The sequence below is a fragment of the Ensifer adhaerens genome (assembly GCF_020035535.1).
Classification (GTDB): domain Bacteria; phylum Pseudomonadota; class Alphaproteobacteria; order Rhizobiales; family Rhizobiaceae; genus Ensifer.
Genome location: NZ_CP083349.1, coordinates 1089246 through 1104960, shown reverse-complemented (window position 1 = coordinate 1104960; position 15715 = coordinate 1089246). Strand labels below are relative to the sequence as shown.

Sequence of the window (15715 nt, the reverse complement as noted above, 5' to 3'; positions counted from 1 at the left end):
ATCGGATGACCTATCGGCTGCCGCTAGGGCAGGCAGCCACAGCGAACTATTGTTTCGCTGCGGTATCCGGCGGCGGCAGATCGGAGGTCGCCTTGCAGGATTGCAGCCAGACGTCATAGACCGGATGCTCGACGGCGTTCAGGCCGGGGCTGTCGGCAAACATCCAGCCGGTGAAGATGCGGCGGATCTTGCGGTCGAGCGTGATCTCCTCGACCTCGACGAAGGTCGTGATCTTCTGCGCTTCGGTATCGTCGCGGCTGTAGCAGACGCGCGGCGTCACCTGGAGGGCGCCGAACTGGACCGTTTCGCCAATATAGACGTCGAAGGTGGTGATGCGTCCGGTGATCTTGTCGATACCGGAGAAGACGGCAACGGCATTGGAAAGGCGCGCTGCGTCAACGGCTTCGGCAGATGCGATCAGCGGCAAGGCGGCAAGCAGGGACAAGCCCAAACGCCGTGCTCCTTGGCCGATTGCCTTGCGCAGATCAGAACCTGCCATTGTCGCCTGTCTCCCGCGTGCCCTGTTCATCATCGATGGATTTCAGGCGCTAACCATCAATTGTGGCCGCGCCATGATCGAGGAACCTATTCCGCGGTCCGTCGTCTTCACTGAGAACAGATTATTAGGAACCCGGCGTCCAGGCGTCGTAGTCGCCGGTCACGCGCGGACGCTTGCCGGTGGCTGCGATCGAGCCCTGGGGGCGGTAGGCATTGGCTGTACCGGTCGGGTTTGCGCGGTGCGGCTTCTGCCATTCGCGCGGCGCGTACTTCTCATCGGCCGGCGAAACGTCGGTCCGGTGATGCATCCAGCCGTGCCAGCCTGCCGGAATGGCCGAAGCTTCGGCGTAGCCATTGTAGATCACCCAGCGACGGGTACGACCTTCGGAGTCCTTGCCGCCCTGATAGTAGACATTGCCGAGTTCGTCTTGACCAACCCGTTGACCGTGACGCCAAGTGTGAAAGCGCGTTCCGATCGTCTGTTCGTTCCACCAGGTGAAAATCTGCAGCAGGAGCTTCATGGATGCCGTCCTTGACCGGCCGTTGGGAAGGCGGCCGGATACCAAAACTATGTTCCCGCTTATGCCCCGCCGCCCATGGCTTGTCCAGTGATTCCGAGGCAAAGGCCGTCATTTCAACGGCATCAAGAAGCCGACGTGACTGCGCGTGAAGCCAATCCGCTCGTAGAAGCGGTGCGCGTCGGTGCGCGCGCCGTTGGACGTGAGCCGCACCTTGCTTGCGCCGCGCTCCCGCGCTTCGGCAATCGCGTGGCGCATCATCCGTTCGCCGATCCCGCGCCCGCGCATGTCTCCCCGGGTCTGCACCGCTTCGACGATCAGGCTGGAGCTGCCACGCCCGGACAGCGTCGTATGCAGCGCCGTCTGAAAGGTACCGACGATCTCGCCGCCGAGAACTGCGACAAAGAGTGTCTGTAGTGACGAGGCCTCAATCTTCTCGAAGGCGGCGACGTAGTCCCCGAAGGCATCCGTACCGGTCGTGTCACCATGCCCGCCGATCTGATCATCCGCAAAGAGAGCGACGATTGCCGACAGGTCACCGCGTTCGGCTTTACGGATCAAGAGTTCGGCGACTGCGTCCATGGTTCTCCCCGTTCGCTTCATTCATCGACGGCGGACCAAGCACTGCAAGTTAACGGTTTCACGACAGGGCCGCGCGCCATGAGGTTTTCCACAGTGCCCGGATCGGTATCGCCGGGACGAGCCTTTAGCCGAGCAGCGTTTTCTCAAGGGTGATGGCCGGCAAACCGGGTTCATCGCCGTGACTGGCCGTCGAGCCTACCTCGTTGAAGCCGTGCGTCCGGTAGAATGCAAGCGCGTGCAGGTTCTGCGGCTCGACCTCGACGCGCATGCGCTCGGCATCCGGGAAACAGGTTTCGAGCTCGGCGAAGATATCTCGGCCGATGCCCTGCCGCTGGAACTTCGGCAGCACATAGAGCTGGTGGAGTACGGCGGTCTTGGCTTGCGTGTCGGACATGGCCGCAAAGCCCATGCCACCAATCTGGCGACCGTCATCTGCCACCAGGAACTCGGCGTTCTTGCGCAGGACCTGCGCTTTCAGCGCCGGCAACGAGTGCCAGCGCTCCGTCAGTTCGTTGACCTTCTCGACACCATAGAAGGTGTCGTAGGTCGCGTGCCACGTTTCGAACAGCAGGGCGCGAACCTTTTCCAGATCGCGCTCGCTCGCCGTGCGCACGAAGAACATCGTTATTCCTCGATGCCGAGCTTGGCCTTCACGAGGGCCTGCACCGCCTGCGGGTTGGCCTTGCCGCCAGTCGCCTTCATCACCTGGCCGACGAACCAGCCGGCAAGCGAAGGCTTGGCCTGCACCTTGGCGACCTGATCCGGGTTGGCGGCGATGATCTCGTCGACGGCCTTTTCGATGGCGCCGGTGTCCGTTACCTGCTTCATGCCGCGGGCGTCGACGATCTCGGCCGGGTCGCCGCCCTCGTTCCAGACGATTTCGAAGAGATCCTTGGCGATCTTGCCGGAGATGGTCTCGGCCTTGATGAGGTCGATGATGCCGCCGAGTTGGGCCGGCGAAACCGGAGTCTCTTCAATGGCTTTGCCGGCTTTGTTCAAGGCGCCGAGCAGGTCGTTGATGACCCAGTTGGCGGCAATCTTGCCATCGCGCCCTTCGGCCACCGCTTCGAAATAATCGGCGATCGACTTTTCGGAGACGAGCACCGAGGCGTCATAGATCGAGAGGCCGAGATCGCGCACGAAGCGCTCCTTCTTGTCGTCGGGCAGTTCCGGCAGGTCGGCCTTCAGCGCCTCGACGAAGGCGTCGTCGAACTCCAGCGGCAGCAGATCCGGATCCGGGAAGTAGCGATAATCGTGCGCATCTTCCTTGGAGCGCATCGAGCGGGTCTCGCCCTTGTTCGGATCGAACAGGCGAGTCTCCTGGTCAATGCTGCCGCCGTCCTCGAGGATGCCGATCTGGCGGCGCGCTTCATACTCGATGGCCTGACCGATGAAGCGGATCGAGTTGACGTTCTTGATTTCGCAGCGCGTGCCAAAGCCTTCGCCCGGACGACGAACGGAAACGTTGACGTCGGCGCGCATCGAGCCTTCGTCCATGTTGCCGTCGCAGGTGCCGAGGTAACGCACGATCGAGCGCAGCTTCGTCATGTAGGCCTTGGCCTCATCCGACGAGCGCATGTCCGGCTTGGAGACGATCTCCATCAGCGCCACACCCGAGCGGTTGAGATCGACATAGGACATCGACGGATGCTGATCATGCATCGACTTGCCGGCATCCTGTTCCAGATGCAGGCGCTCGATGCCGATCTCCACATCCTCGAACTGTCCCTGACGGTCAGGACCGATCGAAATGATGATCTTGCCTTCGCCGACGATCGGATCCTTGAACTGGGAGATCTGGTAGCCCTGCGGCAGGTCCGGATAGAAATAGTTCTTGCGGTCGAAGATCGAGCGATTGTTGATCGCAGCCTTCAGGCCGAGACCGGTGCGCACCGCCTGCTTCACGCATTCCTCGTTGATGACGGGCAGCATGCCGGGCATGGCGGCATCGACCAACGAAACGTTCGCATTCGGCGCGTTGCCGAACTCCGTCGAGGCGCCCGAGAACAACTTCGAATTGGAAAGCACCTGAGCATGGACTTCCATGCCGATGATGACCTCCCAGTCGCCGGTGGCGCCAGGAATGAAGCGTTTCGGATCGGGGGTACGGACGTCGACAATGCTCATATCATGCTCTTCTTTGAAGCCTGAATTCTTGGTTTCTCGGTAGAACAATTGGTCCGCCGGTGCAAGTTGTTCAGCGTCATGCGGCGCCTATCTCCGGGCAACCTCGAATGCGACGTGCCACTTAACCACCGCTTAGTACCCATGCGCCAAGATTTGCCGATGTCCACCGCCACCGCACTCGCATTGTACGCAGCCTACATCAACATCTTGAGCTTTGGGCTGTTTTGGTTCGACAAAAGGGCAGCGCGCGCCGGCCGTTGGCGCATCAGCGAGCAGACACTGCTGACAATTGCGTTTCTCGGCGGAAGTCCGGGGGCGATGGCAGCCCGGCATGTGTTTCGTCACAAGACGCGCAAGGAACCCTTTCGAACCCGGCTGGCGTTCATCATCGTCCTCCAGGTGGCAGCAGGAGTGGTCGGCACCCTGGCGCTGCACGGACACCTTGACGTTCTCGCGAGCGTCTTCTAGGAAAGAATCGTCTTTCTGGAGTTTTGATGTTCACTTCTTCGTCTGAGTCCCGGTAAGGGCCCGTCCCCGCAATCCCCTTTTGATTGCGCGCACGGGCCGGAAACGTCACCCCGCTTTCCCAGTGATTTGCGGAACGTTTTCCTGCGTTCTTACGAACGCCATTCCGGAACATTCAGAAATGGACATCTCGCGCGCCGAACAGCGCATCCTTCATCATTTGGCCCAGGGCGGCCGCATCGAAATCATTCGCGAAAGCAAGGCGATCACCGAAATCCGGTGTTTCACCCGCGACGGCTGGGTTTACCCTGGCTTCGACCTGGAGCTCTTCCGCAAACTGAAGCGCAAGAAGGCAATCTCGTCTTCTGGCGGAAAGCCCTATCGCATCACGGAGCGAGGCTTGCTGCTGGTGCGCTCTGAACTCAACAACCGTTAAGCGGCAAAAACCGACGATATCGGACGTTAGATGATATCCGATATCGTCGGCTCTTTACGTAAGGTGAAGCTACACCTTTACCTTGAGTCAACCACCGGCGCTCCGCACGCAGTCACGTCCGGCGGCCTTGGCCTGGTATAGCGCGCGGTCCGCAGCAAGCAGCAATCCGTCCAGGTCCGCATTGCGGACGGAAACCTCAGCCGTGCCGATGCTGATGGTGACCGCGAGTTTGCCGCCCTGTTCCAGATCGACGTCGAGTGCGCGCACGGCCGCCAGCAGCCGTTCGGCGACCTTGAGCGCATCGGACGGGGATTGCCGCGCCAGCACCACGGCGAACTCCTCACCACCCAGCCTTCCGACGAGATCGTCGGAACGAAGCACGGACCGTACGGCGCGAGCGACCGTGATCAGAACTCGGTCCCCGACAGCATGGCCGCAAGTGTCGTTGACCGCCTTGAAGCGATCGATATCGAGCATCATCACGACGGTTCCGCCGTTTCGGGATCCGGGCGTTGCGACCAGTGCGGCCGCACGCGCCACGAAGGCCGCGCGCGCCAAACATTGGGTCAGAGAATCGTAATCGACCGCATGGGACAGACGCCCGATCAGGGCCCGCCGCGCCGTATCGACGCTGGCAACCGTCAGGGGGCAGAGGGCGAGAAGCGTCGTTCCGAGCCGCGTCGATGTCAGCGTCGCCTCGGCAACGCCGCTGACGCCGAGGCGCAACGCGCCGGATGCAACGGCAATCTGCGTCAATACGCAGACGATCGCGGTCAGAACCGTGACCGGGAACAGGCCGTAGCTGAGCGCGCACCACAGAAGCGCCGGCACCGGAAAGGCGAAGGCACCGGGACCGCCGATCGCGAGAGCGGCGCCGCAAGAGACGATCAAGGAAAGAAACGGCCAGGCACTACCGGGAACCGCCGTCGCCGCCGCAGGCTGAGCCCGCGCACCGTCGTCGAGGTGTGGCGCCGCTAAAAAGACTGGAAGCAGAACCACATAATTGACCAATTCTGTCGTGAGCCATGCCACGAAGGCATCCGACATGGCAGTTCCGAACGACAAGCGGACGGCAAATGCGCCCAGGAGCGAAGCACCCGTCGCCGCCAGCGACGAGGCTGCAAACATATAGAGCACCGAGCGTGCCCGGCGCAGATGCCGATGCTCCACGGAGAAGCGCCGGAAAAGCGAGAAGCCGATGACAACGCCGGCCATGTTGGCAACGTTCAGGGCGATGGCCTGATGCAAGTCTGCCCCCGTCGCCAGATCAGCAAGCACATAGGCCAGCGCTGCCGTCAGCCAACCGGCCGGGCTGGCGAGCGACGGATTTCTGATCAGGAGGCCGAGAAGGATTGCATTCGCCGGCCAGATGGAGGCGAGCATGCCAACCGGGCGGCTCAGAATGCCGAGCACGCAAGCGGCGAAAACGATCACCCCGAGAGCCATGACCCAAAACGAATGGTGGAAGGGTTTCAGAACCAACGGCCGCGCGGCCGCCTTCTCCAGCATCTGCAACGAGCGCCCCTCTGCCGTGTCACACCACATAAACACCCGTCATATTTCATGCGTCTAATGAACGAGACGTGAATATGCCAGAGCCTTTTCCGGGTCGCAGCCATGCACGGATATCCATGGGTCGGCAGTTCTCGCCCTACTCGGTCAGGGCTTTGCTCAAGCCGATGAACTCGACATCGCTGTCGAGTTGCGGTGCGTAGGCGGTGGAAAGCCAACTGACCCCGTAGCCACGGTTGCGAAAGAAGGCCACGGCTCGGTCATTGCGCGCATGGGTCTTGGTGGTGGCGACCTCGAATCCGTCCGAAGCAATGCGGCGCTCGATCTCGCCAAGCAGCAAGGCGCCGAAGCCCCTGCCCTGGGCCGCCGGCTCGATCCACAGGTCGGATATCGCGTTGTCGAAATCCTCGCGCGCCACCCAGCCGCGAATGCCGCCTTCGGCTTCGATCAACAGAACGGACAACCAGTGCTCGGAAAGAAAACGGAAGAACGAGGCCTCTGCCACACGCCGCATTCTCTCACCATCGGCAAGACCGGCAATCGCGGATTGCCAGGCGGCGAGACCGACATCCGTCAGCCGGTCGACGTCGCCGGCGCGGGCATGGCGAATGGCTGGCATGACGCGGCTCCTCCGCGACAGGAATGGCTACAACGGACTCAAGAGAAGAAAGGGCGATACCTCGTCGGCACCGCCCTTCAAGAGATTACCACCACTTGGCGGGCGTGAAGCGTCCGGCGGCCTGCTCGATGACGTGTGCCGTCTTGAACAGCGTCTCTTCCTCGAACGGCTTGCCGATCAGTTGCAGGCCCAGCGGAAGGCCCTTGTGATCGAGGCCGCCGGGAACGGCGATGCCCGGAAGGCCGGCCATGTTGACCGTCACCGTGAAGATGTCGTTCAGGTACATCTTCACGGGATCGGACGCCAGGTCCTCGTCGGCGATGCCGAAGGCAGACGACGGCGTTGCAGGTGTGAGGATCGCGTCGACGCCGGCGTGGAACGCCAGTTCGAAGTCGCGCTTGATCAGCGTGCGGACCTTCTGCGCCTGCAGATAGTAGGCATCGTAGTAACCGGCCGAAAGCACATAGGTGCCGATCATGATACGGCGCTTGACCTCCTGGCCGAAACCGGCGGCGCGGGTCTTCTCGTACATGTCGACGATGTCCTTGCCGTCGACGCGCAGGCCGTAGCGCACGCCGTCATAGCGGGCGAGGTTCGAGGAGGCTTCGGCCGGAGCGACGATGTAATAGGCCGGCAGCGCGTATTTCGTGTGCGGCAGGGTGATGTCGACGATCTCGGCACCGGCGTCCTTCAGCCAGGCAATGCCCTGCTGCCAGAGCGCTTCGATCTCTTCCGGCATACCGTCCACGCGGTACTCCCGGGGAATGCCGATCTTCATGCCCTTGAGCGATTTGCCGATCGAGGCTTCGTAGTCCGGCACCGGCAGATCGACCGAAGTCGTGTCCTTGGCGTCAACGCTTGCCATCGACCTCAGGAGGATGGCCGCATCGCGCACGTCACGGGCGATCGGGCCGGCCTGGTCGAGCGACGAGGCGAAAGCGACGGTGCCCCAGCGCGAGCAGCGGCCATAGGTCGGCTTGATGCCGACGGTGCCGGTGAAGGCGGCAGGCTGGCGAATGGAGCCGCCCGTATCGGTGGCGGTCGCGCCGGCGCAGAGATGCGCGGCGACGGCTGCGGCGGAACCACCGGACGAGCCGCCCGGAACGAGATCCATGTTGGAGCCCTTGGCACGCCACGGATTCTTCACCGCACCGTAGTAAGACGTCTCGTTCGACGAGCCCATGGCGAACTCATCCATGTTCAGCTTGCCGAGCATGACCGCACCGTCGTTCCAGAGGTTCTGGGTCACGGTCGATTCGTAGCGCGGCTCGAAGCCATCGAGAATATGGCTGCAGGCCTGCGTGTGGACGCCTTCGGTGGCGAAGAGATCCTTGATGCCGAGCGGAATACCCTCAAGCGCGCCGGCCTTGCCGGCGGCGATGCGTGCGTCCGAGGCCTTTGCCATCTCTCGTGCCTTCTCGGGCGTGACGGCGATGTAGGCGTTGATCGCCTCATTAGCTGCATCGATCGCGCCGAGATAGGCGTCGGTCAGTTCGACGGCGGTGATGTCCTTGGCGGCGAGTTTCGCGCGGGCTTCGGCAATCGTCAGGCTGGTAAGGTCGGTCATGGTAAAATCTGGCTTTCGCAATCAGAAACGTCGGGGCGGCTGGCGGGAGATTACTCGACCACCTTCGGAACGAGGAAGAAATTGCGATCGGAGTTCGGCGCATTGGCAACGATATCGTCAGCCTTGTCGCCGTCCGACACCATGTCGGTCCGCTTCTTCATCTCCATCGGCGTTACCGAGGTCATCGGCTCGACGCCTTCGACATTCACTTCGGAGAGCTGCTCGACGAAACCGAGGATGCCATTGAGCTCGCCCATCATCCGCTCGGCTTCCTCTTCGCTGACGGCGATACGGGCAAGGCGCGCAACGCGCTTCACGGTGGCAAGGTCTACGGACATGATCGTCTCCGGTAACTGGAACTTCCCCCGCTATAATGGCGCAGGGCGAGCCACGCAACGGGGGAATTGCCGGAGTACCGGGCCTCTCGTCAAAAGGCCAGGCGCAACATCAGACCTCGACGACGCCGCCGACCTGCGGCGTCGCCACCTTGGTGGACGCGCTTTCCATGCCGGCAACGAAGGTCTCGGGCGTCTGGTCGATGATCGGGAACGAGCCGTAATGGCAGGGGATCGCCGTCGAGAACTTGAAGAAGCGTTGGCAGGCAAGTGCTGCAACCGCCCCGCCCATGGTGAAACGATCGCCGATCGGCACGATGCCGATCTCCGGCTGGTGCAACTCTTCGATCAGCGCCATGTCGGAGAAGATGTCCGTATCACCCATGTGATAGAGCGTCGGCTCGTCCTCGAAATGCAGCACCAGGCCGTTGGCATTGCCGAGCGAATGGGAAACGCCGTCCTCTGTGAGTTGAGCCGACGAGTGGAGTGCGTTGACGAAGGTCGTGGAAAACGCGCCGAGCTGAATGGTGCCGCCGGTGTTTCCCATCTCCAAAGCCTTCACGCCATGTCGTGCGAGCCAGGCAGCGAGATCGGCATTGGCGACCACGGTCGCCCCCGTCTCCTTGGCGATCGCAATCGTATCGCCAACATGGTCGCCATGGCCATGGGTCAAAAGGATGTGGGTAAGCCCGGCAGTTGCGTCACGGCGCTCCTCGTCCTTAAAGGCGGGGTTGCCGGTGAAGAAGGGGTCGATGAGGATTTTGGACTTTGCCGTTTCGATGTGAAATGCGGCATGACCCAGCCATTTGATCTTCATGACGATCTCCCTGATGATTTGCGTGTCGGAACAGCATATGGATCAGACAGTCCTCCGCGCAAAGATCGAATCGACACCGACATGGCAATTCTCACCATCGAAGAGCTGGCAGCCCAGCTTCAGCAGAACCAGGCGATTGCCGGGCTCGACCTCGGCACCAAGACGATCGGTCTTTCTGTCTCCGATCTCGGTCGCCGCTTCGCGACACCTCGCGAGGTGATCCGCCGGGTCAAGTTCGGGGCGGACGCAGAAGCGTTACTGTCGGTGGCGGCAAAGGAAAAGATCGCGGCCTTTGTCATCGGTCTGCCCGTCAACATGGACGGCAGCGAGGGACCCCGTTGTCAGGCGACCCGCGCCTTCGTGCGCAATATGGAGCAAAAAACTCCGCTCCCTTTCATCTTCTGGGATGAAAGGCTCTCGACCGTTGCGGCCGAGCGTGTGCTGATCGAGATGGACGTGTCGCGGCGGAAGCGGGCCGAACGCATCGATTCGGCTGCCGCGTCCTTCATTCTTCAAGGCGCACTCGACAGGCTGACGTCGCTCGCAAGGGACGCTCTCTCGGACTGAGCTTCGCCGGCACCGAAACGACGACGATACCAGGCCGCAATCTGGCGGCGCTTGCGGAAACCGATGATGGCAAAGACCACGAAGCTATCGAATACGATCGCTCGCGCGACGAGCGGCGGGATCGTCTCTGGCGGAATGCCGAGGACGTTGCCGTAGACCTGGAACACCAGATCATGGGTCTGCCGCGTCAGCATGAAGAAGCCGAAGCTCATGTCGTAGTAGGAAAGACCGTACCACGACGTGAGGAACATGACCGGGCAGGCCCAAAGGATCAGAAACCACTTCATGCGGCTCCCCTTTCCGAAATGCGGCGGTAGACTAGCGGATATATGGCGCGATCTGCCACCAGCAAGGCGAGCAGGACCATCGTCGGGACCGCAATATCGAGCGCCAGTCCGGCGAAAAACATCATCATGATGATCAAAAGACCAGTTCTCACCGAACCGCTCCATCCGGATTCTGTTGAAATGCCTGGTCAATTTCCTCCCTATGCGGAAGGCGCGCAACGTAAACCATTTGTTAAGGTTAATTTTCACAGGCCAGGTCTTTTCGTGCCCCTGGGGGCGATCGCGCACCGATCTTTCCCGACCAGGCGGCAAGCCCATTCCGGTCCTTGCAAATTTCGGGTAGCGATATCTCTCCCCCATGCAGGCCCTCCCCCATGACCGTCGTCTTCGAAAGCATCCTCCCCATCTTTCTGCTGGTTCTGCTTGGCGCCTGGCTCAAGCGCTCGACATTCGTCGACCAGAGCCTCTGGCTCGGGCTTGAGCAGTTCGGCTACTTCATCCTGTTCCCTGCCCTCCTGTTCTCGACACTGGCCCAGGCAGATTTTGCCGGCTTGAAGGCCGACGCAACGGCTATCGCGACAATCGGCAGCGTCAGCCTGATGTCGGCCTTCGTGCTTTTGCTCTGGCCGGCGTTTCGAGACAGACAGGTGTCAGGTGCCTCCTTCACCTCAGTCTTCCAGACAGCCACACGCTGGAACGGCTTCATGGCGCTCGCGATCGCGCAGAAGCTCTATGGGCCGATCGGCCTGACGCTGACCGCGCTGGTGATGACGCTCGTGATCATCCCGATCAATCTCTACAACATCGGCGTGCTGGTCTGGTTCGGCGGGGGAAATCGTGACTTCAGGCGCTTCTTCGCCAAGATCGTCACCAATCCGCTGATCGTTGCCTCCGTGCTCGGCATACTCGTCAACATGATCGGACTGAAGATCTACGGTCCCGTGATGACCACGATTGAGATGCTGGCCAACGCCTCTCTCAGCCTCGGACTGGTGATGGTCGGCGCGGGCCTGCGCGCATCCGATGCCCTGAAGCCGAGCGCAACGGCACTGCTCGCAGTCTTTCTCAAGCTGATCGTCATGCCGCTGTTCATGGTGAGCGCGAGCTACCTGCTCGGCATTCGCGGCGACGCCCTGCTGGTCATTGCGCTCGGCGCGGCCGTGCCGACGGCGATGAACGGCTATCTCTTGGCCAAGCAGATGGATGGCGACGCCGAACTCTACGCCGCGGTCGCGACGATCCAAACGGTCGTCTCGTTCTTCACGATCCCGCTCGTCCTCTACCTGACCGCATACGCCGCAGGGCGCTGAAGACTTACGTCGCGGGGACCCGACGACCTACGTCGCGGGGGGATAGAGAAGATCGAGGATGTAGGCGGAATCGAAACGCGAATCGAGCATGCCGTAGGTCGAGCGCCACCCGGCGGCGAGACGCGATTCGAGGAACGCGTCGGCGATACGACCGGCACCGAGACGATAAAGTTCGGCGGCGGCGGCGGCGAGCGCCAATTGCTCGACCAGCATGCGCGCCGCCCCCTCGTCGCGCTCGCAAAGCGACATGGCCGCGCGCAACACCTCGATCGTCTTGCGGCCGGCGGGTCCGAGATCGCGCGCCAGGACGACGAAGAGCTGCTCGAAAAGATCCTTGCCCTTGGCGAGCACGCGCAGCACGTCCAGTGCCATGACGTTGCCGGACCCTTCCCAGATGGCGTTGACCGGCGCTTCGCGGTAGTGGCGCGCCAGCGCGCGTTCCTCCACGTAGCCGTTGCCGCCCAGGCACTCCATCGCCTCATAGATCAGCGCCGGCGCGATCTTGCAGGCCCAGTATTTTGCAACGGGCGTCATGATCCGCGCGTAGGCCGCGTCTTCCGAGCTGCTGCGTGCCTTGTCGAAGGCTTCCGCGAGACGGAACGAGAGAGCGCTGGCCGCAGCGACATCGAGCGCCATGTCGGCAAGGACGCGGGTCATCATCGGCTGGCTGACGAGCGGCTTGCCGAAGACCTTCCGGCCGCGTGTGTGGTGCACGGCTTCGGCGAGCGAGGCGCGCATCATGCCGGCCGACGCAAGCGCGCAGTCAAGCCGCGTCAGCGTCACCATGTCGAGGATTGTCCGAATGCCGGCATCCGGCGCGCCGAGGATGAAGCCGAACGTGTCGGAGAACTCGACCTCCGACGAGGCGTTAGAGCGGTTGCCGATCTTGTCCTTCAGCCGCTGGAAACGCAGGCCGTTGGCACTGCCGTCCTCCAGAAGCCGCGGCACGAGGAAGCACGCGAGACCGTCGCGGGTCTGCGCCAGCATGACGAAAGCGTCGCTCATCGGCGCCGACATGAACCACTTGTGGCCGTTGAGCCTGTAGATGCCCTCGCCCACCCGTTCTGCCGTCGAGGTGTTGGCGCGCACATCGGTGCCGCCCTGCTTCTCGGTCATGCCCATGCCGACGGTGACCGCCGACTTCTGCATCCACGGACGGTTGGTGGAATCGTATTTGCGAGACAGAATCTTCGGCGCCCATTCCTTCTGCACGGCCGGTGACGCGGTGATCGCGGCAAGCGACGCGCTGGTCATGGTCAGCGGGCAGAGATGGCCGCATTCGAGCTGCGCCGTCAGATAGAAGCGGATGGCGCGGACTTTATGCGACTGGTTGCGCTCATCGGGGAGGTTTTCCCAGGCGGACGCATGCAGACCCGATGACATCGAGCGGCGCATCAGCGCGTGCCAGGCCGGATGGAACTCGACGACATCGAGACGTTCGCCGCGCGGACCATGCGTCTTCAGCTTCGGCGGACCTTCGTTCGCCATGCGCGCCAGTTCCTGCGCTTCCGGCGAGGTGACATAACGGCCGAGCACGTCGAATTCGTCGCGCAACGTCTTGCTCATCGACGAGGTGATGTCCACCACCAGCGGATCGGAGCGATAGGCGTTGACACCGGACCAGGGCTTGGGCTGGTTCAGCTCGGCGAGTTTCTGTTCAGTCCGGTTCATCTGATTCATGGGCCGGTTCTAGCGCAAGTTTCACGGCCACGGAACGGGGCGCGAAAAAGATACGATCGCCGTTGCAAGTTTTCTGCGGACGGTGGCGCCCAAGCCTTGCCGTGCCGGGGGGCAAGTCTTATAGAGCGACCACATTTCCAGAGCGCAAGGGCGGCCCATGATCACTTTCCCGCATCGCCACCTGCTCGGCATCAAGGGGCTCACGGAGCAGGATATCACCTATCTGCTCGATCGCGCCGATGAAGCCGTCCAAATCTCCCGTCAACGAGAAAAGAAAACCTCCACGCTTCGGGGGCTGACGCAGATCAACCTCTTCTTCGAGGCCTCGACCCGCACGCAGTCTTCCTTCGAGCTTGCCGGCAAACGCCTCGGCGCCGACGTCATGAATATGTCGGTCGGCAATTCCTCGGTGAAAAAGGGCGAGACGCTGATCGATACGGCGATGACGCTGAACGCCATGCACCCGGACGTGCTGGTGGTGCGCCATTCCTCGGCCGGTGCCGCCGCGCTTCTGGCGCAGAAAGTTTCCTGCTCCGTCGTCAACGCCGGCGACGGCCAGCACGAACACCCGACCCAGGCGCTGCTCGATGCGCTGACGATCCGTCGCGCCAAGGGCAAGCTCTCGCGCATCATCGTGGCGATATGCGGCGACGTGCTGCATTCGCGCGTGGCGCGCTCCAACATCCTGCTCCTGAACCAGATGGGGGCGCGTGTCCGTGTCGTAGCACCTGCGACGCTGCTCCCCTCCGGGATCGCCGACATGGGCGTCGAGGTCTACCATTCGATGGCCGAAGGCCTGAAGGATGCGGACGTCGTCATGATGCTGCGCCTGCAGCGCGAGCGCATGGCCGGCTCCTTCGTGCCTTCCGTGCGCGAATACTTCCACTACTACGGGCTTGATGCCGAGAAGCTCAAGGCCGCCAAGGAGGATGCGCTCGTGATGCATCCGGGCCCGATGAACCGCGGCGTCGAAATCGCCTCGGAAATCGCCGACGGCCCGCAGAGCGTGATCGAACAGCAGGTCGAGATGGGCGTTGCCGTGCGCATGGCGGTGATGGAAACGCTGCTTCTCTCGCAGAACCAGGGGCCGCGCCTATGACCAGACCACTCGTTCTGAAGAACCTCCGCATCGTCGATCCCTCGCGCAATCTCGACGAAACAGGTACGATCATCGTCGGAGGCGACGGCCGTATCCTCGCTGCCGGAGCAGATGCGCAAAACCAGGGCACGCCTGACGGCGCCTTCGTCAAGGATTGTGCCGGGCTCACCGCAGTCCCGGGCCTCGTCGATGCCCGCGTCTTCGTCGGCGAACCGGGCAGCGAGCATCGCGAAACCTTCGAGTCCGCGTCGCGCGCCGCCGCCGTCGGTGGCGTCACCACCTTCATTGCGATGCCGGACACGGACCCTGTGATCGACGATATCGCGCTGGTCGAGTTCGTGAAGAAGACGGCGCGCGACAAGGCGCTCGTCAACGTCCATCCGGCCGCGGCCCTGACCAAGGGGCTTGCCGGGGAAGAGATGACCGAGTTCGGCCTGCTGCGCGAAGCCGGAGCGGTCTGCTTCACCAATGGCCGTCGATCGGTCCACGACACACTGGTTCTGCGCCGCGCCATGACCTATGCGCGCGAATTCGGCGCCGTCATCTCCCTAGAGACCCGCGACAAGTATCTCGGCGCAAACGGCGTCATGCACGAGGGCCTGCTCGCCAGCTGGCTCGGCCTTTCCGGCATCCCGCGCGAGACGGAAATCATTCCGCTGGAGCGTGACCTGCGCATCGCCGGCCTGACGAAGGCGGCCTATCACGCCGCTCAGATTTCGGTTCCCGAATCGGCCGAAGCCATCCGCGCCGCGCGTGCGCGCGGCGCCAACGTTACCTGCGGCATCTCCATCAACAACTTGGCGCTCAACGAAAACGACATCGGCGAATACCGCACCTTCTTCAAGCTTTCGCCGCCGCTTCGCAGCGAGGACGACCGCGTTGCCATGGCGGAGGCGCTCGCCGACGGCACGATCGATATTATCGTTTCCTCGCATGATCCCCAGGACGTCGACACCAAGCGCCTGCCGTTTGCCGACGCCGCCGATGGCGCAATCGGCCTTGAAACGCTCGCGGCTGCAGCGCTTCGGCTGTACCACGGCGGCCAGGTTCCGCTGATGCGCCTGATCGACGCCATGTCGACCCGACCGGCAGCGATCTTCGGCCTGGACGCCGGCACGCTCAAGCCGGGCGCCAAGGCCGACATCACGGTCCTCGACCTCGACGAACCGTGGGTGCTCTACAGGGAAGCGATCGTCTCGCGCTCCAAGAACACGCCATTTGAAAATGCACGCTTTACCGGCCGGGTTGTGCAAACCTATGTTGCCGGTAAGCTTGTGCATTCCGCATAAGCCCGAA

The 15715-nt window shown here is 62.4% G+C and carries 19 protein-coding genes; 6 read left to right on the top strand and 13 right to left on the bottom strand.

The features are described from left to right. Window positions 1–46: 46 nt before the first annotated feature. The 5 genes from LAC81_RS05350 to gatB all read right to left on the bottom strand — a co-directional run bounded on the left by LAC81_RS05350 (window position 47) and on the right by gatB (window position 3725). Window positions 47–499, bottom strand: a complete 453-nt coding sequence (locus LAC81_RS05350; RefSeq protein WP_223727007.1) for a DUF2155 domain-containing protein — start codon at window positions 497–499, stop codon at window positions 47–49. 124 nt (window positions 500–623) lie between these two features. Then, window positions 624–1019 carry an NADH:ubiquinone oxidoreductase subunit NDUFA12 gene (locus LAC81_RS05345; protein ID WP_113537800.1) on the bottom strand — a complete coding sequence of 132 codons (396 nt, stop codon included), beginning with the start codon at window positions 1017–1019 and terminating at the stop codon, window positions 624–626. A 108-nt stretch (window positions 1020–1127) separates the two neighbouring features. Continuing rightward, window positions 1128–1598, bottom strand: a complete 471-nt coding sequence (locus LAC81_RS05340) for a GNAT family N-acetyltransferase (protein ID WP_223727006.1) — start codon at window positions 1596–1598, stop codon at window positions 1128–1130. Between the two features lie 124 nt (window positions 1599–1722). Beyond that, on the bottom strand, window positions 1723–2220 hold the full coding sequence (locus tag LAC81_RS05335) for a GNAT family N-acetyltransferase (RefSeq protein ID WP_223727005.1): 498 nt from the start codon (window positions 2218–2220) through the stop codon (window positions 1723–1725). Between the two features lie 2 nt (window positions 2221–2222). After that, entirely contained in the window at window positions 2223–3725 is a 1503-nt protein-coding gene (gene gatB, locus LAC81_RS05330) for an Asp-tRNA(Asn)/Glu-tRNA(Gln) amidotransferase subunit GatB (RefSeq protein ID WP_223727004.1), read from the bottom strand. Between the two features lie 159 nt (window positions 3726–3884). On the opposite strand from gatB, the gene LAC81_RS05325 reads away from it, so the two are divergent. Then, window positions 3885–4193 carry a DUF1294 domain-containing protein gene (locus LAC81_RS05325; RefSeq protein WP_223727003.1) on the top strand — a complete coding sequence of 103 codons (309 nt, stop codon included), beginning with the start codon at window positions 3885–3887 and terminating at the stop codon, window positions 4191–4193. Window positions 4194–4371: 178 nt separating this feature from the next. Next, entirely contained in the window at window positions 4372–4626 is a 255-nt protein-coding gene (locus tag LAC81_RS05320) for a YjhX family toxin (RefSeq protein ID WP_223727002.1), read from the top strand. Window positions 4627–4713: 87 nt separating this feature from the next. Here the strand turns inward: LAC81_RS05320 and LAC81_RS05315 are convergent, their stop codons facing one another. From LAC81_RS05315 to LAC81_RS05295, 5 genes are all read right to left on the bottom strand, one after another. Then, a complete protein-coding gene (locus LAC81_RS05315; RefSeq protein WP_223727001.1) occupies window positions 4714–6171 on the bottom strand; it encodes a sensor domain-containing diguanylate cyclase in 1458 nt (485 codons plus the stop codon). 106 nt (window positions 6172–6277) lie between these two features. After that, window positions 6278–6757, bottom strand: coding sequence for a GNAT family N-acetyltransferase (locus LAC81_RS05310; protein WP_223727000.1), 480 nt, complete (start codon window positions 6755–6757; stop codon window positions 6278–6280). Window positions 6758–6842: 85 nt separating this feature from the next. After that, on the bottom strand, window positions 6843–8324 hold the full coding sequence (gene gatA, locus LAC81_RS05305) for an Asp-tRNA(Asn)/Glu-tRNA(Gln) amidotransferase subunit GatA (protein WP_223726999.1): 1482 nt from the start codon (window positions 8322–8324) through the stop codon (window positions 6843–6845). 50 nt (window positions 8325–8374) lie between these two features. Next, a complete protein-coding gene (gene gatC / locus LAC81_RS05300) occupies window positions 8375–8662 on the bottom strand; it encodes an Asp-tRNA(Asn)/Glu-tRNA(Gln) amidotransferase subunit GatC (RefSeq protein WP_223726998.1) in 288 nt (95 codons plus the stop codon). Window positions 8663–8771: 109 nt separating this feature from the next. Continuing rightward, on the bottom strand, window positions 8772–9476 hold the full coding sequence (locus LAC81_RS05295) for a metal-dependent hydrolase (protein WP_223726997.1): 705 nt from the start codon (window positions 9474–9476) through the stop codon (window positions 8772–8774). An 81-nt stretch (window positions 9477–9557) separates the two neighbouring features. Here LAC81_RS05295 and ruvX point away from each other — a divergent pair, with 81 nt between their 5' ends. Further along, the gene (gene ruvX / locus LAC81_RS05290; RefSeq protein ID WP_223726996.1) at window positions 9558–10043 is read left to right on the top strand and encodes a Holliday junction resolvase RuvX; all 486 of its coding nucleotides are present in this window, start codon (window positions 9558–9560) and stop codon (window positions 10041–10043) included. Here ruvX and LAC81_RS05285 read toward each other — a convergent pair. Together LAC81_RS05285 and LAC81_RS05280 are read right to left on the bottom strand one after the other, a co-directional pair. Further along, window positions 9989–10330 (bottom strand): DUF6105 family protein, encoded by a 342-nt coding sequence (locus LAC81_RS05285; RefSeq protein ID WP_113537790.1) that lies wholly within the window; start codon window positions 10328–10330, stop codon window positions 9989–9991. The genes ruvX and LAC81_RS05285 overlap by 55 nt on opposite strands. Then, window positions 10327–10482 carry a hypothetical protein gene (locus tag LAC81_RS05280; protein WP_223726995.1) on the bottom strand — a complete coding sequence of 52 codons (156 nt, stop codon included), beginning with the start codon at window positions 10480–10482 and terminating at the stop codon, window positions 10327–10329. Before LAC81_RS05280 ends, LAC81_RS05285 begins: the two co-directional genes overlap by 4 nt. A gap of 222 nt (window positions 10483–10704) precedes the next feature. Here LAC81_RS05280 and LAC81_RS05275 point away from each other — a divergent pair, with 222 nt between their 5' ends. Next, window positions 10705–11640 carry an AEC family transporter gene (locus tag LAC81_RS05275; RefSeq protein ID WP_223726994.1) on the top strand — a complete coding sequence of 312 codons (936 nt, stop codon included), beginning with the start codon at window positions 10705–10707 and terminating at the stop codon, window positions 11638–11640. A gap of 27 nt (window positions 11641–11667) precedes the next feature. Here LAC81_RS05275 and LAC81_RS05270 read toward each other — a convergent pair whose 3' ends face one another. Further along, window positions 11668–13320, bottom strand: coding sequence for an acyl-CoA dehydrogenase family protein (locus LAC81_RS05270; RefSeq protein ID WP_223726993.1), 1653 nt, complete (start codon window positions 13318–13320; stop codon window positions 11668–11670). A 157-nt stretch (window positions 13321–13477) separates the two neighbouring features. Between LAC81_RS05270 and LAC81_RS05265 the strand changes: the two genes are divergently transcribed. Together LAC81_RS05265 and LAC81_RS05260 are read left to right on the top strand one after the other, a co-directional pair. Next, on the top strand, window positions 13478–14419 hold the full coding sequence (locus tag LAC81_RS05265; protein WP_113537787.1) for an aspartate carbamoyltransferase catalytic subunit: 942 nt from the start codon (window positions 13478–13480) through the stop codon (window positions 14417–14419). After that, the gene (locus LAC81_RS05260; RefSeq protein ID WP_223726992.1) at window positions 14416–15708 is read left to right on the top strand and encodes a dihydroorotase; all 1293 of its coding nucleotides are present in this window, start codon (window positions 14416–14418) and stop codon (window positions 15706–15708) included. The genes LAC81_RS05265 and LAC81_RS05260 overlap by 4 nt, the downstream gene beginning before the upstream one ends. The last annotated feature ends 7 nt before the right edge of the window (window positions 15709–15715 follow it).